This is a genomic window from Campylobacter concisus (assembly GCF_002165815.1).
Taxonomy (GTDB): Bacteria; Campylobacterota; Campylobacteria; order Campylobacterales; family Campylobacteraceae; genus Campylobacter_A; species Campylobacter_A concisus_BH.
On record NZ_NDYN01000001.1, the window covers coordinates 371,701 to 390,978 of the forward strand.

17 protein-coding genes are annotated in these 19,278 nt (G+C 41.3%); 1 reads left to right on the forward strand and 16 read right to left on the reverse strand.

Annotation, left to right across the window (positions count from 1 at the left end):
• Nucleotides 1-159: 159 nt before the first annotated feature.
• The gene (locus B9N65_RS02035; protein WP_087582601.1) at nt 160-1,431 is read right to left on the reverse strand and encodes an anthranilate synthase component I family protein; all 1,272 of its coding nucleotides are present in this window, start codon (nt 1,429-1,431) and stop codon (nt 160-162) included.
• A gap of 144 nt (nt 1,432-1,575) precedes the next feature.
• Between B9N65_RS02035 and B9N65_RS02040 the strand changes: the two genes are divergently transcribed.
• Complete coding sequence (locus tag B9N65_RS02040; protein ID WP_087582602.1) at nt 1,576-2,316, forward strand: sulfite exporter TauE/SafE family protein; 741 nt, start codon at nt 1,576-1,578, stop codon at nt 2,314-2,316.
• A gap of 29 nt (nt 2,317-2,345) precedes the next feature.
• Here the strand turns inward: B9N65_RS02040 and B9N65_RS02045 are convergent, their stop codons facing one another.
• The 15 genes from B9N65_RS02045 to pth form a co-directional block, all read right to left on the reverse strand.
• Nucleotides 2,346-3,806: a class I SAM-dependent methyltransferase gene (locus tag B9N65_RS02045; protein WP_087582603.1), complete on the reverse strand. Its 1,461-nt coding sequence runs from the start codon at nt 3,804-3,806 to the stop codon at nt 2,346-2,348.
• Nucleotides 3,806-4,885 (reverse strand): phosphoserine transaminase, encoded by a 1,080-nt coding sequence (gene serC, locus B9N65_RS02050; RefSeq protein ID WP_087582604.1) that lies wholly within the window; start codon nt 4,883-4,885, stop codon nt 3,806-3,808. The genes B9N65_RS02045 and serC overlap by 1 nt, the downstream gene beginning before the upstream one ends.
• A gap of 2 nt (nt 4,886-4,887) precedes the next feature.
• On the reverse strand, nt 4,888-6,054 hold the full coding sequence (gene xseA / locus B9N65_RS02055; protein WP_087582605.1) for an exodeoxyribonuclease VII large subunit: 1,167 nt from the start codon (nt 6,052-6,054) through the stop codon (nt 4,888-4,890).
• Nucleotides 6,047-6,769, reverse strand: coding sequence for a bifunctional demethylmenaquinone methyltransferase/2-methoxy-6-polyprenyl-1,4-benzoquinol methylase UbiE (ubiE, locus tag B9N65_RS02060; protein WP_087582606.1), 723 nt, complete (start codon nt 6,767-6,769; stop codon nt 6,047-6,049). Before ubiE ends, xseA begins: the two co-directional genes overlap by 8 nt.
• Nucleotides 6,770-6,782: 13 nt before the next feature.
• Nucleotides 6,783-8,189, reverse strand: a complete 1,407-nt coding sequence (locus tag B9N65_RS02065) for a CYTH and CHAD domain-containing protein (RefSeq protein WP_257640008.1) — start codon at nt 8,187-8,189, stop codon at nt 6,783-6,785.
• 139 nt (nt 8,190-8,328) lie between these two features.
• The gene (locus B9N65_RS02070) at nt 8,329-8,739 is read right to left on the reverse strand and encodes a Fur family transcriptional regulator (RefSeq protein WP_009294652.1); all 411 of its coding nucleotides are present in this window, start codon (nt 8,737-8,739) and stop codon (nt 8,329-8,331) included.
• 71 nt (nt 8,740-8,810) lie between these two features.
• On the reverse strand, nt 8,811-10,637 hold the full coding sequence (gene dxs, locus B9N65_RS02075; RefSeq protein ID WP_087582607.1) for a 1-deoxy-D-xylulose-5-phosphate synthase: 1,827 nt from the start codon (nt 10,635-10,637) through the stop codon (nt 8,811-8,813).
• A complete protein-coding gene (gene fliH, locus B9N65_RS02080) occupies nt 10,630-11,496 on the reverse strand; it encodes a flagellar assembly protein FliH (protein ID WP_087582608.1) in 867 nt (288 codons plus the stop codon). Before fliH ends, dxs begins: the two co-directional genes overlap by 8 nt.
• On the reverse strand, nt 11,493-12,524 hold the full coding sequence (gene fliG, locus B9N65_RS02085; protein WP_012001435.1) for a flagellar motor switch protein FliG: 1,032 nt from the start codon (nt 12,522-12,524) through the stop codon (nt 11,493-11,495). The genes fliH and fliG overlap by 4 nt, the downstream gene beginning before the upstream one ends.
• Complete coding sequence (fliF, locus tag B9N65_RS02090) at nt 12,524-14,221, reverse strand: flagellar basal-body MS-ring/collar protein FliF (protein WP_087582609.1); 1,698 nt, start codon at nt 14,219-14,221, stop codon at nt 12,524-12,526. Before fliF ends, fliG begins: the two co-directional genes overlap by 1 nt.
• A gap of 4 nt (nt 14,222-14,225) precedes the next feature.
• Nucleotides 14,226-15,323: a histidinol-phosphate transaminase gene (gene hisC, locus B9N65_RS02095; protein ID WP_087582610.1), complete on the reverse strand. Its 1,098-nt coding sequence runs from the start codon at nt 15,321-15,323 to the stop codon at nt 14,226-14,228.
• Nucleotides 15,323-16,402, reverse strand: a complete 1,080-nt coding sequence (pheA, locus tag B9N65_RS02100) for a prephenate dehydratase (protein WP_009294657.1) — start codon at nt 16,400-16,402, stop codon at nt 15,323-15,325. Before pheA ends, hisC begins: the two co-directional genes overlap by 1 nt.
• Nucleotides 16,386-17,609 (reverse strand): diaminopimelate decarboxylase, encoded by a 1,224-nt coding sequence (gene lysA, locus B9N65_RS02105; RefSeq protein ID WP_087582611.1) that lies wholly within the window; start codon nt 17,607-17,609, stop codon nt 16,386-16,388. The genes pheA and lysA overlap by 17 nt, the downstream gene beginning before the upstream one ends.
• Nucleotides 17,610-17,664: 55 nt before the next feature.
• Nucleotides 17,665-18,729 (reverse strand): LptF/LptG family permease, encoded by a 1,065-nt coding sequence (locus B9N65_RS02110; RefSeq protein ID WP_087582612.1) that lies wholly within the window; start codon nt 18,727-18,729, stop codon nt 17,665-17,667.
• Nucleotides 18,726-19,274: an aminoacyl-tRNA hydrolase gene (gene pth / locus B9N65_RS02115; RefSeq protein ID WP_087582613.1), complete on the reverse strand. Its 549-nt coding sequence runs from the start codon at nt 19,272-19,274 to the stop codon at nt 18,726-18,728. The genes B9N65_RS02110 and pth overlap by 4 nt, the downstream gene beginning before the upstream one ends.
• Between the last annotated feature and the right edge of the window lie 4 nt (nt 19,275-19,278).

The window sequence follows — 19,278 nt, forward strand, 5'->3', positions numbered from 1 at the left end:
TTTGCAGGTCGATTTGCCGCCTTGCAAATTTAATTATTTATCTTTTTGCAAATTCTTTTTATTATCCCTATATGCCATAAAGCATGCACATATAAAAACAAAAATCGTTATGGCTAGGATCAAATTGTATCCTGGCATGAAAGCTCCTGATTTATAAATTTAAACCTCTTTTGCGCTGTTTTTAAAGACATTTACCACGCTGGCTCGTTTGTGGCAAATTTCAGCATACTCTTTCTCGCTCTTTGAGTCATAGACTATGCCAGCTCCAGCTCCGACAAAGACGTCGCTAAAGCCCTTTTTAGCTGGCACAAAGATGGCTGAACGGATAAGGATCGCCACCTGAGCGTCGCCATTAAAATGCAAAAATCCAATGCCCCCGCCATAGATATTTCTCTCAAAAATTTCAAGCTCGTTAATGATCTGCATCGCTCTGATCTTTGGCGCACCGCTTAGCGTGCCAGCTGGGAAGATGCTAGCTAGCACGTCAAAAAGATTAAGCTCCCTAGCGCACTTGCCATAGACGTCGCTCACGATGTGCATCACTTTTTCAAATTTCTGGATATGCATCGCATTTTTCACGACCACGCTCTTTGGCTCTGAGACCCTGCCGATGTCATTTCTGGCAAGATCGATTAGCATCTTATGTTCAGCTAGCTCCTTTTCGTCGCTTAGTAGCTCATTTTCAAGCGCCGCATCAGCGTTTGCATCGCCGCCTCTTGGTCTTGTGCCAGCGATCGGTGCTACAAAAATTTGCTCACTTTTCATCTCAAAAACAAGCTCAGGCGACGAGCCGACCACATCGCCATAAGGCGTAGGAAAATGAAACATATACGGGCTAGGATTTGCTATGGCAAGCTTTTTGTAAAAGTCTAGGCTACTCATATTAGTTGAAATTTCAAGTAGCTCCCCAAGCACAACTTGAAAGACGTCGCCGCTTCTTATGTATTCTTTTGCTACTTCAACCATATCTTCAAAGTGTTTCTTTTCGCTACTAAGATCAGTTTTTATGCTAAATTCACACTCTTTTTCGCCCTTATGCTCTGCCTTTAAATTTAACAAAAAGTCATAATACCTCTCTTTATCTCCATAAAAAGTGTAAATTTTACTCATCTTATCAAAGTGCAGATATGCTTTAGCATCGGCGTAGATAAATTTTGGAAATTCATACTTTTTAGCCTTCTCTTCGCCGATATACTCAAAGTATCTCACGCCATCATATGCAAAAACGCCAAAAAGTCCAGCAAAAGGTGAGAGCGTTCTGTTACGATTAGTATCAAAGTAGCTTCTAAGCCCGTAAAAGTCCATATCCTTTTCATCGATATATTCGCAGTCTATGCCGATTATCGTTTGCGTCTTGTCTTCAGCAAGGTAGCTATTTTTAAATTTCTCTCTTATTGCTTCGTAATAAAAAAGTGGTTGTTCTAAGAGCATATTTTTCCTTTTAAATTTTTATTGATTATAAAAAATTTTCGCTTTTACTTTTTAGAATTTTGGCTAAATTTTTAAATTTACGCCTTTTTTACTATTTTTTTAAGAGCCCCTTGGCTAAAATTTGCGCCAGTCGAGGGAGAAAAAATGCTTTTTGTAGAACTATTTATAATCGGTATCGGCGTTGGTTACATCGCTGGGTTTTTTGGCATCGGTGGCGGCACGGTCGTCGTTCCTATCATGGTCGCCTTTGGATATGGCGTCAAAGATGCCATTGGCATAAGTGTCATGCAGATGATCTTTAGCGCGACATTTGGCTCGTATCTAAACTACAAAGCTGGGCTTTTAAAGCTAGATCGTGGTGTGGTTTTGGGGCTTGGAGGCTTGGTTGGAGCTAGCTTTAGTGGCATCATCGTATCGCACGCACCTGCACTTTTGCTTGAGTCTATGCTACTTGCGACATTTGTCTTTTCGCTTATAAAACTATACTTTTCACCAAATAGCGACGGCTCAAATGCGAATAATTCACTCTTTTTGCTATTTTTAGTTGGCGTTTTTGTTGGCGTTTTTGCCATTAGCATCGGCATCGGTGGAGGCGTATTTATCGCTCCTATCTTGGTTGGCTTTTTACGTTATGAGCTGAAAAAAGCCGTTTCTATGGGCGTATTTTTCGTTATGTTTGCAGCCATTGCCGGCTTCATCTCACTCTCACTAAATGGTCACATCTCATACGCTGAGGGCACATTTTTAGGTCTTGGCTCGCTAATAGGCGCATACTTTGGCACCAAAAAGACGCAACATACCGACAAAAAAACACTTAAAAAATGGTTTTTGGTCTTTTACATAGCGATGATATGTTTGATATTAAAAGATATGTTTTTTGAGTAAGAGCATGGCTAAATTGCCACGCTCTTTTTTTAAATTTCTTCAAAAAAGTAAGCTTCACTTAGTTTAAAAGCAAGCTCTTTTAGCTCATCTTCGCTTAAATTTACGCCCTTTGCGATCTCTTTAAGGCTAGCCTTGCCGTCAAATTTCAATGCAGCTTTGATCTCTTCAACGCTTAAACCAAGCTTGCCATTTAGCTCATTTGCCAAAGATATGACTGGCGAGCTAGCATCCAGAAAATACCCAAGATAGGCCGCAGCTCTAGGCTTTAACCTAGTTTTTTTAGGCTCATAAGCAAGTGCAGCAAGCTTTGAGGATGAAATTTTAGTGTTTTGATCGTTTAAAATTTCAAGTAGCCCCATAAATGCTTCGCTCTCGCTCTCACCAAGTGCAGCCTTTACTTCACTTAAATTTAGGCTTTGCGGATAGGCTTTGCTTAAAATTTCTTGCGTTTTTGTCCTTGGCTGCTCACTAAAGTAGGCAAAATAAATCCTATCAAGCTCGCTCTCTCCAAGCACCGCGTCAAAGTCCTCAGCGCCACCAAGCCTTTCTTTATGAGCGATGAGGCTTTTTCTAAAGGATCTGTTAAACAAAAAGTCGTTTAGCTGCTCTTTCTTGATGCGAGTGTTGTAGCTTTGCTCGATGTGCGCGTCAAAGCGGTAGATCCCAGTTGAGCTTGCAAAGATATCGTTTAGCGAGGCGTCTATGACGTAGCAAAGTCCGTGTTTATCGATGTGTTTGGCAAATTTATGAAAGTAAGTTGGCTCGTTACTTGCCTCCAAAAAGTCGTGTAAAATGTAATAATCACTCCCCTTTGCGATGATGCCTTGTAAGAAATTTAGCTGCGTCAAAAGTAGCTTCATGCTGTCTTTATAGACGACGTCGCTTTGGTTTTGCAGGCTAAATTTCAAATAATCCTGCAAGAAATTTAGCTCCTCTTTGACGTGAGAAAGTGCCTCTTTGCTCTCCTTGCCAGCGCTCGCAAAGAGCATGAAGTCTCTTAAGATATCAAGGCTCTTCCAACCTGGGTAGGTGTTATAAGAGACGTAGGCGATGCCATCTTTGCTAAGTAGCGCCTTTATCGTGGCTAACAGCGCGTCTCTCACGTTTGGGCTCACCCAGCTATAAACGCCGTGAGCGATGATGTAGTCAAACTCGCCAAGCTCTTTGATATCGTGCTCATTCATGTGCAAAAAGTCACGCTCAAGAAGGGTGAAATTTTTTAAATTCATCTTCTTTGCGATCTTGTTGCCCTCTTCTACTTGGTGGCTTGAGATGTCGATGCCAACTACCTTTGCCTCTTTGTGAGAAGCTGCAAATGGCAAGATATTGCCGCCATACGATGAGCCAAGCTCCAGCACTCTAGCATCTTTTAAATTTGCCGCCTTTAAGCCCAGAAATTTAGCCACCGCCTCTATCCTAATGGGCGAGCAGTCGCTAAATGCAGCTGAGAAATAAGGAATTTCGTCGTAAGCTTTTTTTGCCTTGTTCATCAGCCGTGCTTTCTGGCAAATTCTCTCATGAACTCGCCAAGTTTCTCAACGTCGCTTTGACTAACGGCGTTGTAGATAGAGGCTCTTATGCCACCAAGATGTCTGTGGCCCTTTAGCCCTAGCATGCCCTCTTTTAGCGCTTCTTCGACAAAAACTGGCTCAAGCGCATGATCTTTTGGTATCGTAAAGCTCACGTTCATATCTGACCTGCTTGATTTTTTGGCGTGACCCACGTAAAAGCCATTTGAGCTATCTATGATGCTATAAAGCGTGCTTGCTTTTTTGGCGTTTATCTTCTCAACCTCGGCAAGTCCGCCAAGATTTAGCAGGTGCTGCATGGTTAAATTTAAAAGATAAATTCCAAAAGTTGGCGGTGTGTTATAGAGCGAGTTTGCCTCTACGTGCGTTTTGTAGCGTAAAAACATAGGGATGTTTTGGCTGCTCACGCGATCAACTAGGTCTTTTCTTAAAATGACGATAGTCACGCCGCTTGGGCCTGCATTTTTCTGAGCGCCGCCGTAAAGCAAGCCGATACTACTAAAATCAAGCGGTCTAGCGAAAAAATCGCTCGAAGCATCGACAACTAGCGGCGATTTGCTCTTTGGCATAGCCTTATACTGCGTGCCGTAAATCGTGTTGTTTGAGCAGATGTAGGCGTAGTCGGCATCGTCGCTAAATTTAAACTCAGGGATGTAAGAGAAATTTTCATCCTCGCTGCTTGCGACGACATCTACATTTACGCCAAGCACTTTTGCCTCTTTGATCGCTTTGTTTGTCCAAACGCCAGTGTTTGCGTACTCGGCCTTGCCACCTTGATATAAATTCATCGGTATCATGCTAAATTGCAAGTGTGCGCCGCCTTGCAAAAATAAAATTTCATACTCATCGCCGATGCCATAAAGCTTTCTTATCTTATCCATCGCGCCAAAGTGGATCTCCTCAAAGGTCTTGCTTCTGTGGCTGATCTCCATGATCGAGTAGCCCTCGCCTCTGTAGTCGGTAAATTCGGCCTTTGCGTGCTCTAAAACGTCTAATGGTATCGCGCTTGGGCCTGCGCTAAAGTTGATTTTTCTACTCATTTTTACTCCTTGATAATTGCTTTTTTATGTGTATTTTGCGAGATAAGCTCGATCTCATCATTGGAATTTAAATCCCTAAGATCAGCCCTCTTGCCATCTTTTCTAACCTCGATAAGCCCCTTCGTGCTCTCAAAAAAGAGCTCCCTCATCTCATAGGCTTTCTCCAAAGAGCCAAGGGCTGAGCCAAGAAGCAAGATCTTTCTTTGCACGGCGTTTGTTAGGGCATTTTGCTTGTTTGCCACCTCACTAAATTTTAGCTCGATCCTAGCTTTTAGAGCGTTTGATGAAAATTTAGAAAGTAGTAAATTTAATAAATTTTGCTTTTTAGTGATCTTTAAATTTAAAGCGCTGTCAAGATCGTCGCTGAGCCTGTCAAGATACTGGAAAAACGCCTCTTCATCAGGCAGCAGATCAAGCATGGCTGCACTTGGCGTAAGCGACCTGCGATCCGCCACAAAGTCGCTTATAACGTAGTCTATCTCATGTCCGATAGCGCTTATAACAGGCGTTTTTGTAGCGTAAATTTCACGTGCCAAACCCTCGTCGTTAAAGCACCAAAGATCCTCTTTACTGCCGCCTCCGCGAGCTAAAACGATCACATCAACACCGTATTTATCGGCTTTTCTCAAGGCTTTTATAAGCGAGCTTGGGGCATTTTCGCCCTGAGTTAGTGCGTCAAATATATAAATTTCACTTAGCCTCCAGCGGCTCGTGACGACTTTTAGCATATCCTGAAGTGCAGCTGAAGTGGCGCTTGTGACAAGGGCTATTTTCTTAGGTAAATTTGGTATCTCTTTTTTCGCAGCGATGTCAAAAAGCCCCTCGTTTTCGAGCTTTTCTTTAAGCTGCCTAAACGCGAGTTCAAGCTCGCCCTCGCCATCAGGCAGCATAGCACTAGCCACTAGCTGATACGACCCACTTGGCGAATAAATGGTCACTTTGCCATAAATTTTGACCTTCAAGCCCTCTTTTGGCAGAAATTTCACCTTTTGGTTATTCATACGATACATCACAGCTGAGATGCTTGACTTTTCGTCCTTTAGCGTGAAGTACCAGTGCCCAGAGGCGTGCTTTGTAAGGCGCGAAATTTCGCCACTTACCTCGACGTAGTCAAGGGTTGCCTCAAGCAGTGCCTTTGCTTTTTCATTTAGCTCAGATACGCTAAGCATTGATCTCTTTGACCTTTTTAGCGATAAATAGCGTCGAGATGTCCATGCTAAAGCCCTTGCAAAGCTCTATCTCAAAGCCAGCATCAACTAGCTCATCGCAAAAACTCTTTGCATCGAGGAAATTTTCTATCGAGCTTGGTAGATACTCGTATGCCTCTTTATTTTTTGAGATAAAGCCGCCGATACTTGGCAAAATTTTACTTAGATAAAAATCTCTTAGCGCAGTTATAAAGCCCTTTTTCTGGCGTTTGGTAAATTCAAGCACCACGACGTATCCGCCATCAGCTAGGACCCTGTTAAACTCCCTAAGTGCAGCCTTTCGCTCGACCACGTTTCTTATGCCGTAGCTTATGCTTAAAATTTGAGCCTCGCCGCTTGCAAGCGTTGTATTATCAGCGTAGGCCTCTATAAATTTAAAATTTGGAAATTTCGCTCTCGCCTCTTTTAGCATGCCACTTGATGGGTCGATACCAGTTAGGCTTTTTACATCTACGCCAAATTCTTTTGCTATTTCACTCCAAAGCCCCATCATATCGCCAGTGCCACAAGCCACATCCACGATATTTATGCTTTTATTTTTAAAAATTTCTAGCATATATCTGCAGGCAAATTTCCTCCAACTCACATCCACGCCAAGGCTTAGCACCCTGTTTGCGACGTCGTAAGTCGGAGCGATCTGGTTAAACATATCAACTATTTTTTCTTGTTTTTGCATAAATTTTAGACCTTTATATGTAGTAAATTTTTAAATTTCGCGAGATCTTGCGAGTTGCTTTTATAAATTTAAGCCGTTTTTTTAGTATCTCTTCTCTGGTTTTGTAAATTTGTTTGTAGATTTTACTCTCTAGTTTTTCTTTACCAGCAGCCACTGGCAAGCGCTCCAAGATGCCCAGCCAGACGTCATAGTCTTGAAGCGCACCAAAGATATCTTGCATATCTTTTAGCCGCTCTTCATACTTTTTAAGCCCGTCAAAATAAAAAATCTCACTCAAAAACTCATAGGTATATCTCACCTTTTTAAGCTCGATCCTGATCTTGTGAAAGCTCTCATTTGGGCAGTCTTGATCTAGGCTTTTTAGCCTCTTTTGAGCCAAAACTAGAAGCGTTCTAAGTTTAAACGAGCCAAGGCGCGAAAGGCTTACGTCAAAGAGCTTTGATCTATAAAACTCGCCCTCGTTTAAAAATATCTCCCACTCTTTTAAAAATGCGTAGTTTTCATCATCACCTAGATAGCTCTTTACATTTTCATACTCTAAATTTAGAGCCTTTTGCACAAAATAAATTAGCTCATTTGCATGCTTTTGCTCGCTTAAAAAGCCTAGAAATATGTCTAAGTCTCGCTTTTTGTTGGTTGAATTTGCCAAAATTTTAAAATTCTCTCCAAAAAAGAGCGTCACTTTTTCATCAAAAACGCCGTTAAAAATTTTAAGTAGCGATCTAACTTTTCTTAAATTTACTCGCAGACTATGTAAAATTTCTTCATCGTGATCTTGCAGATAGTTGCTCTTTAGTCTCTTTATCTCTTTAAAGATGCTTAAAAACAAAGTTCTAAGAGCCTCGCCGCTTTTTAAATTTGCAGCAAAATTTGGCGAAATTTCTTTGTTTTTAAAGACATTGTAGGCTCTTTTGTAGTCGATTTGTTCATTTTCATTTGCGTGGATGGCAAGAAATTTGTTTTTATATCTTTTATCGCAGGTGACATCGGCCTTACAAAACTGCTCCAAAAATGGTGGCAACTTAAAATAGACAGCCTCATTTTCATCACTAAATTCGATTTCAAACGTGCAAAGTCCATTTAAGCAGTCTTTGAAAATGTCGATGTTACAAGGGTTATTATTTAGCCGAAAAATGTATCTATCTTTTGTGATTACGCGCCCGATGTGGTTTTTTAGGGCCTTTTTAAACTCTGCCTTTTCGCAAAATTCCTCATTTTCTTCTCTTATAAGATCTTTGCCGACCTTGATCGTTTTTATAAATTTACCCTCTTCGCTTCTAAAACGGATCTCTTCATTTTGCGTGATCTTGGTGTAAAACTGAGAAATTTCAAGGTGCTTGAAGCTTACTCCAGCCTCTTTTAGAAAATCTAGAATTTGAGAATTTTTGAGTAAAAATTTACGCTCTATCTCCAAACCCACATTTTTCTCCGAAATTTTTTGCTTATTTTAGCGAGTTAGTGCTTAAAATAATGAGAAAAAAGCTAATTTCAGGCTTGTTTGAAGTGTTTTATGAAGAAAAATAAAAATTTATGTTGCGTAGTGCAACATAAATTTTGCCTTATCGGCAGTGTTTACAGCTTTTTACGCTAGCAACGATATTTAGGCGCTCGATGATGTTACCGATCTTTTTTTCAAGCGCTTCTTGGTATTTGCCAAGCTCTGAGTCGTCATAGCTCATATCCTCGACGCTACCGCAGTTTTCGCAAACCACGTGGATGTGCGGATGCTCGTAAATGTCGTATCTCGCCTTTTGATTGACGATATTTACTTCAACCACCAACCCCTCGTCTTTTAGAGTGTTTAGGTTTTTATAAACAGTTGCGAGCGAAACTGATGGATTTTCTTTCAAAATTTCATCATAAAGCTCATCGATCGTTGGATGTGTGTGACGATCAAGAATTCTCAAAACGCTAAGACGCTGTGGCGTTACTTTAAGCCCAGACTGTTTTAGCAACGATACATATTGCATAATTTTCCCCTATACAAATTTTTGCTTTATGCTAGCAAAAGTAATATTAAACGTTTCTTTATTAAATGATATTAATTATTCTCTAGTAATTTTTGGGTAATTTGCTCAGCGCTTATGCCAAGACTCTTTTCGACCTCAGCTGTCGAGCCATGCTGGATAAATTTATCGTCATACTCGAAGCTAACAACGCTTACATTTGATATGCCATTTTCTTGTAAAAATGCACTTACGATCTCGCCAACACCGCCTTTTTTAGCACTATCGCTAAAGATATACCACTTTTTAGTGCGTTTTGCTAGCTCACATAAAAGCTCTCTATCAAGCGGCTTTACAAAGACTAGATCAACTAAGATCACCTCAAGCTTGCCAGCTAGTAAATTTCTAACCAAATTTGCCTTGCCAACGCCATTACCATAGCCTAAAAATGCGGTCTCACTCTTTGCATCAGCCAAAATTTCACCCTTACCAAACTCAAGCGGCCTAGCTTTAAACTCATCTCTTAAGATAAACGCCCCGCGCGGATATCTAAACGCACTAACGCCCTTGTAAGAGTAGGCAAATTCCATAACATTTTTCATGCTCTCTTCGCACCTTGGAGCAAAAAGAACCATGTTTGGCACAGCGTTTAAAAAGCTGATATCAAAAGCACCCTGATGCGTTTCGCCGTCCTCGCCCACGATGCCCGCTCTATCCATCGCAAAAGTGATGTTTAAATTTAATATAGAAGCGTCGTGGATGACCTGATCGTAGGCTCTTTGCATAAAGGTCGAGTATATCGCGACAAATGGCTTAAAGCCCTCTTTTGCCATGGCTGACATCGAGGTGACTGCGTGCTGCTCGGCTATCGCCACGTCCCAAAAGCGGTCTGGAAACTCATGTATGAGTGCGTCCATGCCAGTGCCTGTTGGCATCGCAGCCGTTACGCCAACGATGTCGCTGTGCTCTCTTGCCATATTTAAAAGCTGCTCGCTAAAGATCGCCGTGGCTGACTTGTTTGACTGTCTTTTTATAAATTCGCCACTTTTTAGATCAAACGGCCCAACTCCGTGCCAATTTTCATAGCAACCCTCGGCAAATTCATACCCTTTGCCCTTTAGCGTTTGCACGTGCACGATGACTGGTTTTTTCATATTTTTGGCAGTTTCAAATGTGCTAAGAAGTGCTGCGAGATCGTGCCCATCGACTGGGCCTATGTACTCAAGTCCAAGCTCTTCAAAAAACATGCCAGGAGTGATAAGCCTGATACCCTCCTCCATGCGTCTAGCCATGTAGGCTGCAGAGTCTGGCATATAGCTTAAAAAGCGCTCAACCCTGCCTTTAAATTTTTGATAAAACTGCCCTGCCATCATCTGGCTTAGATACTTGCTAAGAGCGCCTATTGGCTTACTTATGCTCATTTCGTTGTCATTTAGGATGATGACGCAAGGATATTTTCTGTCCCCAAGCTCATTTAGCGCCTCGTATGCCATGCCACCACTTAGCGAGCCGTCGCCTATGACAGCTACTGGCAAGCGCTCTTCATTTTTTAGTTTGATCGCCTTTGCAGCGCCAACCGCAAGCGAAATGGACGTTGAGCTATGACCTGCTACAAAGTAGTCAAATTTGCTCTCGCTTGGCTTTGTGTAACCGCTGATACCGTTAAATTTTCTAAGCGTATCAAAGTTGTCCCAGCGCCCAGTTAGTAGCTTGTGCGCGTAGCTTTGGTGACTCACGTCAAATATAAACGGATCTTTTGTAACGTCAAAAATTTTATGCATAGCAACGATGATCTCGACTGCGCCGATGTTTGAGCTAAGATGGCCGCCATTTTTACTAACGGTGGATAAAATTTTATCTCTGATGTCGTGGCAAAGCGCGTTTAGCTCATCGACATTTAGGCTTTTAACGTCTTTATTCATTATTTACCAGCATTTTTAGCTTCTCAAGCCTTGTTTGCATCGTCGCATCGATGTTTCCGCCCTCGCTTATTATCACCACGCCACCTTTGCTTATGGCGTCATCAGCGCTTACTTTTACGCGTTCGTTTTTACTAAATTGCTCTTTTAGATAGTCGCTATCTTCTGGATTTACGCGAATTTCTATGTTTTTTACGTCGCTTAGCTCTTTTATAAGCGAATTTGCTAGGTGGTGAGCGATCTGGCTAGATGCGCTTGATACCTCTTTTTCTATCACCTCTTTTGCGATCTTTATCGCAGTTTGCCCAAGCTCTTCCTCGCTCTTTTTCAAAAACTCATCAAATTTAATGCACTGCTCATCTAGCTTTGCAGCTGAAGCGCTAAATTTAGCCTCAAGCTCCTTTATCTTTGCCTCGTTTGCAGCATTTGTTTGAGCGATGCCTTCGTTTTTGCCATCCTCTTTTGCACGAGTGGTCTCAGCTTCAAGGCGTTTTGCAAATTCACTCTCTTGATTTTCTATTTGCATTTGAAGCTTGATGATATTGCTGCTTAGCTCATCTGTCTTTTTAAGTAGCTCCTCAACAAAACTCGAGTCAAATCCAGGCTGGTGAGCTTGACTATTTTGAGGCTGAGGCGCAAAGTGATTTTGTATGTTTGGTTGCACTGGGTGTGACATCTGAGGTGCAAAATTTTCACCACCTTGCTCTAAATTTTGCTCATTTAGCTCTTCACTAAGGTTGTTCTCTTCTATCAAAACAGGTGCGCTATCTTGGGCTCTTTCGTTACTCCCAAGCACCTTAAATCTATAATTTTCTATAAAATGAGCCGGCGAGGTCTCACTTGTTATCACGCTACTTTTCATTCTATCATCTCATCTGCTTCGCCAACTTGGAAGACGCCTTGATCAGCTAGACCTTGGACGACCTCAACGATGCGTCTTTGCGCCTCTTCAACATCTTTTACACGAACAGCGCCAAGGTATTGCATCTCCTCCTTGAAGGCTTCGGCTGCACGCTGAGACATATTTGATAAAAATTTATCTTTAATGCCATCGCTTGAACCCTTAAATGCAACCATAAGGTCCTTTTTATCGACATTTTTGAGAATTTCTCTAATCGCAGTTGCGTTAAGATTGATAATATCTTCAAAGGTAAACATAAGCTCTTTGATCGTTGTAGCAAGCTTGTCGTCGCTTTGCTCGATGCGCTCGATCGTGCTTTTGCTAGCTTTTTGACCAAGTCTGTTAAGCACTTCTGCCACAGCTCTTGGACCGCCAACCTCGACCTTGTAAGATGTGAGGCTTTCTAGTTTGCCCTCAAGCACGGTTGAGACACGCTTAATGACTGATGGGCTGATCTCGCCAAGATTTGCCATCCTGATCACGACCTCGCTTCTTAGCTCATCTGAAAAAAAGCTTAGCGTCTCGGCAGCGCTTGTTGAGTCCATGTGGGCTAGGATTAGCGCGATAGTTTGAGGGTGCTCTTTTACGATGAAGTCTGCGAGTTGCTGTGGCTTTATCTTATCAAGATAGCCAAAGCTTTTTGAGTTTTCCATACTTTTTGCAAGCTTGTCTAAAATTTTCTGAGCAGCCTCTGGACCAAATGTGCGGTATAAAATTTCTTTTGCATACTCTAAGCCGCCACTTCTCATATATTGATTTGACTGCATTAGAGCGTAAAATTCTTCTAAAATAGCGCCTGCAACTTGCTTGTCTATATTTTTTGCAGTTGCTATGTAGCCTGAAATTTCAGTGATGACATCAACATCCATGTGAGAAAATATAAGAGCTGTCGCCTCTTCGCCAAGTTGAATTAATAAAATAGCGATCTTTTCTGGCATCGAAAGATCGTCATATATCATCTTTTGCTTATCGGTTAGTTTTATAGACATCAAATTTCCTTACGCATGTTAAAGTCACTATCATTTTTAACCATATCTTGGAGTAAATTTGAAATTTCCTCACTTCGCTCGGTGACTACTATCTTCATCTTTTCAAGAAGGACGTCGTATTTTAGCTCGTCTTCGTTAAATTCACCGCTAAGACCAAGCTGCTCCTCGACTTTCTTACGAGCGGCTTTAAATTTCTCAAGCGTATCTTCAGCATCCACCTCGATATCTTCAAGATCGTCCTGGGCTTGCTCCTCTTCTTCTTTCGTCTCTTCAAGCATCTTTTGCATAAATGGCACGATGACTTTTTTATAGAAGATATAAAGTAGCAGTGCTGCAAAGATGTATTTTAGTAGCGGCAAGAAAGGCATCACGTAGTTGTTCATAAAGCCATCCATCTTCTCGCCAGTGCTGACATCTTTGCCAGTTTTAAACTCGAAATTATCTAAGCTCACCTCATCGCCTCTATTTTGATTGTAGCCGATTGATTGTTTGATTAAATTTGTGATTGACTCTCTTTGCTCTTTGGTAAGCGGGGCAAATTCAAGCTCGCCAGTTGGCTTGCCGTCTTTGTCCTTTTTGCTTTGATAAAGTCCGTCTATAACGACAGCTGCGCTTACTCTGTTGATGCTAGCAAACTGCCCTTTTACATTTGTCACTTTCTTTGAAATTTCGTAGTTTGTCTGCTGCGAGCTTTTGTTGTACTGCTCTTTTAAAGTGCTATCATCAAGACCTTGAACAGGGCCTATGTTGCTAACCGCACCTGGTACGCCGCCTACTTCATTTGGAGCCGAGCCTTGGCGCTTTTCCTCGATGTTGCTCTCGCTTCTTACGACGTTATTTGGGTCATAAACCTCGCTTTTTGTATCTTTTTTATCAAAGTCAAAGTCGATATTTACCTTTGCTACGACCTTGTCTGCCCCGCCCACGATAGGAGCTAGGACATTTACGATCTTTTGCTCGTAATTATTTTCAAACTCACGCTTATAGCGGATCTGCTGAGCTATGGCGTCACTATCAAACTCTCCGTCCTCATCGCCAAGTGCAACGCCATCTTGATTGACGATCTTTACATTTTCGGTGCTTAAATTTGTAACAGAGGCAGCAACTAGGTTTTTAATGCCAAAAATTTGCTTCGCATTTAGACTAACGCCTGGCTTTAACTCAACCACGATCGAGGCCGTTGGCAGCGACTGGCGCTCGGTAAATACACTCTCTTTAGGTATTGCGATACGAACGGTTGCTTTTTGGATAGACGATAGACTCTCTATCGTTCTAGCTAGCTCACCCTCAAGCGCTCTTTGAAATTTGACCCTTTGCTCGGCGTCTGTTGCGCCAAATTCTTGCTTGTCAAAAATTTCAAAGCCGATCTTGCTCTCTTTTGGTATGCCAAGTGTTGCAACCGCGATACGCTCTTTATATACATCGCTTGTTGGCACAAGGATCGTGCCTTCATTTGCTAGTTTATACTTGATGCCGTCTTTGTTTAGCTGATCGACTATTAAGGCTGAGTCGCTTGGGCTGATATTTTCAAAAAGGACGCTATATCCTGCAAAACTATCACTTTTACTTTTGTAAAGCGTTAAAAATACCAAAAAAGCCACAACCAAAACGATCGAGCTGCCTGCGACGATCTTTTGTTTTAGTGAAAGCTTTTGATAAATTTGACTTATTTGATGAAGTAATGCCTTAAAATCCATATCCCTACTTTAAAATTTGCTCTAACTCTTCAAAAACTCTATCGTTTTGCCATGCCTGACCGATGGTGATTCTCACCGCATTTAAGGCGTAGCTTTTTAAATCTCGTAAAATTATACCTTTTTTTAGCATCTTTTCGCATATCTGGCTTGATTTTGGCTCGTTAAATTTAAAAGTGATGAAATTTGTATAGCTTGGGATAAACTCGATGCCATTTTGCCTTGCAAACTCCTCATATCTCTTCATCTGCTCGAAGTTGTTTTGCATAGTTTTTTGCACAAATTCATCATCCCCAAGTGCTACTATCGCTGCTCTTAGGCTTGGAGTTGTGATGTTAAATGGAGCTCTTAGCTTTGAAAGAGCGCCTATGATCTCTTCATTTGCCACGCCGTATCCAACGCGCATGCCGCCAAGTGCGTAGGCCTTTGAGAAAGTGCCAAGATAGATGGCATTTTTAAATTTCACCACCTCGCTTGGCTTTATCTCTTTTTTGCTATCTTTAAATTTAGCAAATTCGTTGTAAGCACAATCAAGCACCACAAGCGTGTTTTCGCCAATGTTTTTTATAAATTTATAGACCTCACCAGCATCGATGCACTCGCCTAATGGGTTGTTTGGCAAACAAAGAAAAATGACTGAAATTTCATCTTTGTGCGCGTTATAAATTTCTAAAAACTCACTCAAATTATGCTCCACACTCTTTGTGCGGTAAATTTTAGCCCCTGTTTGTTTTGCATAAATTTCATACATCGCAAATGTCACGCCAGCCATCAAAACGCCACTTTGCTTGTTCGCCTTTGCGTGAAGTGCAAACTCTATGATCTGGTCGCTTCCAGAGCCGATGATTAAATTTTTGCTAGTTACACCAAATTTCTTAGCTAGCCCCTCTTTTAGCTCAAAGTAGCTATCATCTGGATAGAGATGTGCGTTTTTAGCGACCTCTTTTAGCGCCTCTTCTACGCGTTTGCTAGTGCCAAAAGGGTTTTCATTGCTCGCTAGTTTTATCACATCTTTTGCATCGATGCCAAACTCTCTAACTACAAGCTCGATCGGCTTTCCAGCCTCGTAATTTACTAGATCATCTAAAAAGTCATTAAATTTCATTACTCATCTCCGTTTAAATAGCTTCCAAGCCAAGTTATCTCAGCGCCGCTCTCTTTTGCGAGTTCAAAGGCGTTTTGCACCTTCTCATCGTCGATATGCCCTTCAAAGTCAAGGTAAAAAATTGACTTAAATTCGCGTTGTTTGATAGGACGTGACTCAAGTTTTGTGATATTGATATTTTCATTTTTAAAGATAGAAAGTAGATCAGCAAGGCGTCCTGGGCTGTGATCAGTCTTTGCTAGGATCGAAGTTTTCGAGTTTTCAACCTTGGCGTTTTTAAAATCGCTTAAAATCAAAAATCTCGTTCTGTTTGCCATATTATCTTCGATAGTCTCATATACGATTGGCACGTTGTAAATTTTAGCTGCGATTTTTGAGCAAATGGCGGCTGATTCTCTATCCATAGATGCCATATATGCAGCTGCTGCGGTTGATTTGGCTGGGACAAATTCGACCTCATTTAGCAAGTGATCTTCTAAAAATTTACGGCACTGGTTGTAGCCTTGCGGATGTGAGTAAATTCGCTTTATCTCTTTTAAATTTTCATTTATGCTAACAAAGCTGTGGTGGATATCTACGTAGAGCTCTGCCACTATCTTTATATCATCAAATTTACTCAAACAATCAAGCGTAGCTCCAACAGCGCCTTCAGTGTTGTTTTCGATAGGCACGACGCCGTATTTTGCCTCTTTTTGGGCTAGCTTCGTAAAAACTGCCTCGATCGTAGCAAGTGGCAAATATGCACTCATCGCGCCAAATCTACTCTGTGCCGCTTGATGCGTATAAGTGCCCTCAGGTCCTAGATAGACGATCTTTTGAGGCATCTCTAAATTTCTACTAACAGCAAAAATTTCAAGATAAATAGCCTCGATAGCAGCCTTATTTAAGGCTTTATCTTTGCTAAGGCTAGTTAAGCGGTTTATGATAGCTCGCTCACGCTCAGGGCGATATATAGGCGTCCCAGTCGTTTGCTTTAGCTTGCCGATCTGCTCGACAAGTTTCATCCTTTCGTTTAGCTTATTTAAGATGAGATCATCGATACTATCGATCTCTTTTCTAAGCTCATTTAGCTCTTGCATCAGCGCTCTCCAAAAATTCTCTCTCCAAAGCCACGACGTCCTCGAAACTCTCGCGTCTTCTTATGAGCCTATCTTTGCCATCAAGCACGCAAACTTCAGCGGCTCTGTTTCTTGTATTGTAGTTTGAGCTCATGCTAAAACCATAAGCCCCAGCTCCCTTAACCACGATGACATCGCCACTCTTACACTCTGGCAGCTCTATATCTTTTGCTAAAAAGTCGCCACTTTCGCAGACTGGACCAACCACGTCGCAAGTGCCTAAATTTTCATCCTTGCCGTAGGCGAAAATTTTGTGATGCGCGCCATAAAGGCTTGGTCTTATGAGATCATTCATCGCGCCATCAGTGATGACAAATCTTTTCTTGCCGTTAAATTTCTCATATAAAACGCTTGCGACAAAGTAGCCAGCATTGCCCACGATGAAGCGTCCTGGCTCGCAAACAATGGTCACATCTTGACCTTTTAGCGCGCCTAAAATTCCTTGTGCGTAGTCATATAAATTTATCTCTTTTTCGTCGTTATAGATGATGCCAAGTCCGCCACCAACGTCAAAGAATTTGATATCTATTTCAAGCGCTTTTAGCTCTCTTAAAAGCTCGCTAACGATCTTTGCAGCGTCTATTATCGGGCTTAGTGAAGTTAGCTGCGAGCCGATATGAAAGTGTATGCCAGTTGGCTCAAGAAAATCTGAAGCTTTAGCGTGGATATACATCTTTTTAGCTGTCTGCGCATCGACGCCAAATTTGTTTTCATTTAGCCCTGTCGAGATATATGGGTGCGTTTTTGCATCAACGCCTGGATTTACCCTGATGCTGATCCTTGCCTTTAAATTTAGCCCCTTTGCAATGTTTTCAAGCCTTAAAAGCTCGGCAAAACTCTCGACATTTATAAGCAAAATTTCATTTTCTAAAGCCTCTTTTAGCTCTTCGTCGCTCTTGCCAACGCCGCTAAAGATGATCTGATATCTCTTAGCTCCCGCTAACAGCGCTCTTTTGACCTCGCCGATGCTCACGCAGTCAAATCCTGCTCCAAGATTAGCCAGAAATTTTAAAACACTTAAATTTGAGTTTGCCTTTACAGCGTAGCAAACCAGAGATTTTCTAGCGTAAAATGCGTTTTTTAGCGCTTCATAGCGCTCTTTAATGTAGTTAAAATCATAAACGTAAAGTGGGGTTTTGTATTTGCTTGCAAGCTCTTTAAAATCCATAAAATAGCCTTTTTTAAAATGGCTTGATTTTACAAAAAAGTTGCCAAAATTTGGCTTAACGATGCGATTTTATGAGATAAATGGCGTATGCAAAAAGCAAAATAACAGGGAGCACCATGCCGATCTCTGGCAAGATGACTGAGGTTTGAGCAAATTTAGTTAAGATAAAAAGAAGTCCCCAAACTACGAGAGTTATGACAACAAAAATAAAAGTTGAAAGTGCAAGGTTGAAAAACCTGCCGGTTACTGGCAAATGATAGTAGAAAATAAGCAATAAAAATGGCGCAAAAAATGGCGTGATAGCAAGGTTATAAAATGCCGTTCTTGCGCTGTCTAGCCCTATGCCTTCGTTTTTAAATGTCTTTATAAAATTTATCGCATCAGGTATGTTAAATTTCGAGTTTTCAACGCTTGCAGCACTCTCGATGCTCTTTGGCTTAAAGCCTCTTAATGCATCTAAATTTTCACTTTTTACCTTGCTAAAGCCATTTTCGCCAAGCTCTAAATTTTGAGGCAAAAAAGTCTGATTTACATCCTCTAAAACCCACTCATTGTCTTTAAATTTAGCGTGGTTGGCAAAGGTTGTTGAGAGCAAGTCAGTGCCATTAATGTCAAAAATTCTCACGTCATTTGCCCTTTGTTTGGCTGAGTTTAGCTCTTTTATATAGATAAATTTGCCTTCAAATTTCAAAAATGAGTCATTTGTACTTTTTGAAAAAGCAGTGTTTTTAGCAATGCTTTTTTGATAATCATGCGCATAAGCAAATGGCGTAAAATTTAGCCCAACGTAAAAAATCGTCACAAAAAGTGCGATGAGAAATGGCGGCAAAATGAGTTTGTTTTTACTGATGCCAAGAGCATAAAAGCTGATTAGCTCGTTTGATCTGACCATATTTACATGTAAAATTATTAGCGCAAAAATGAGTGAAAGTGGCAAAACGTAGCTAATGGCACTTAGTGCAGTAAGGCCGACATAGAGTAGCTGAAGGTTGGCAGATGGCGGCAGATCTTTTAAATTTGTAAGTAGATCAATGCCAACATAAAATAGCTCAAGCGCTAAAAATACGATAAGAAAAGATTTTATATAGACCCAGCCAACGTATCTGGCGTATAGTTTCATTTGATAAGACCTTTTTTTACCGTAAATTTTTGTGAAATTTCGTTGATGTCGCTCTTTAGCAGCTCACAAACCGCATTTTTTGTATAGGCTAAAATTTCATCTAAAGCCTTTTTTTCTTCATCGCTAAACTCGCCAAGGACGAAATTTTTAGCATCGCCCTCATGCCCTATGCCAATGCGCACCCTTTCGTAGTCGTTGCCGATTAGTCCGTCGATCGATTTTATGCCGTTATGTCCGCCGCTACTGCCGCCTTTTTTAAATTTAACCGCGCCAAAACTAAGATCAAGATCGTCGTGGATGACGATGATCCTATCTGGCTTATAAAAGTCTTTTACTGCCTTTACACTTTGACCTGAGAGGTTCATAAAGGTCGTTGGTTTTAGCAAGATAATGCCATTAAATTTAAAAACTTCGCCTTGAAATTTAGCTGAGCTAGCATCTTTGAAATTTGAGTCTTTTAGGAGGTCTATAAGCATAAAGCCTATGTTGTGTCTAGTGTTTTCGTATTTGGGGCCAGGATTGCCCAGCCCCGCTATTAGTGTCACAAAA

Excerpts from the sequence above, each read along its gene's own strand:
- fliG (WP_012001435.1), bottom strand. The coding sequence starts at position 12,524 with ATGTCTATAAAACTAACCGATAAGCAAAAGATGATATATGACGATCTT.
- B9N65_RS02045 (WP_087582603.1), bottom strand. The coding sequence starts at position 3,806 with ATGAACAAGGCAAAAAAAGCTTACGACGAAATTCCTTATTTCTCAGCT.
- dxs (WP_087582607.1), bottom strand. The coding sequence starts at position 10,637 with ATGAATAAAGACGTTAAAAGCCTAAATGTCGATGAGCTAAACGCGCTT.
- B9N65_RS02110 (WP_087582612.1), bottom strand. The coding sequence starts at position 18,729 with ATGAAACTATACGCCAGATACGTTGGCTGGGTCTATATAAAATCTTTT.
- B9N65_RS02040 (WP_087582602.1), top strand. The coding sequence starts at position 1,576 with ATGCTTTTTGTAGAACTATTTATAATCGGTATCGGCGTTGGTTACATC.
- xseA (WP_087582605.1), bottom strand. The coding sequence starts at position 6,054 with ATGCTTAGCGTATCTGAGCTAAATGAAAAAGCAAAGGCACTGCTTGAG.
- fliH (WP_087582608.1), bottom strand. The coding sequence starts at position 11,496 with ATGAAAAGTAGCGTGATAACAAGTGAGACCTCGCCGGCTCATTTTATA.
- ubiE (WP_087582606.1), bottom strand. The coding sequence starts at position 6,769 with ATGCAAAAACAAGAAAAAATAGTTGATATGTTTAACCAGATCGCTCCG.
- B9N65_RS02035 (WP_087582601.1), bottom strand. The coding sequence starts at position 1,431 with ATGCTCTTAGAACAACCACTTTTTTATTACGAAGCAATAAGAGAGAAA.
- hisC (WP_087582610.1), bottom strand. The coding sequence starts at position 15,323 with ATGAAATTTAATGACTTTTTAGATGATCTAGTAAATTACGAGGCTGGA.
- lysA (WP_087582611.1), bottom strand. The coding sequence starts at position 17,609 with ATGGATTTTAAAGAGCTTGCAAGCAAATACAAAACCCCACTTTACGTT.
- fliF (WP_087582609.1), bottom strand. The coding sequence starts at position 14,221 with ATGGATTTTAAGGCATTACTTCATCAAATAAGTCAAATTTATCAAAAG.
- pheA (WP_009294657.1), bottom strand. The coding sequence starts at position 16,402 with ATGCAAGAGCTAAATGAGCTTAGAAAAGAGATCGATAGTATCGATGAT.
- B9N65_RS02070 (WP_009294652.1), bottom strand. The coding sequence starts at position 8,739 with ATGCAATATGTATCGTTGCTAAAACAGTCTGGGCTTAAAGTAACGCCA.
- serC (WP_087582604.1), bottom strand. The coding sequence starts at position 4,885 with ATGAGTAGAAAAATCAACTTTAGCGCAGGCCCAAGCGCGATACCATTA.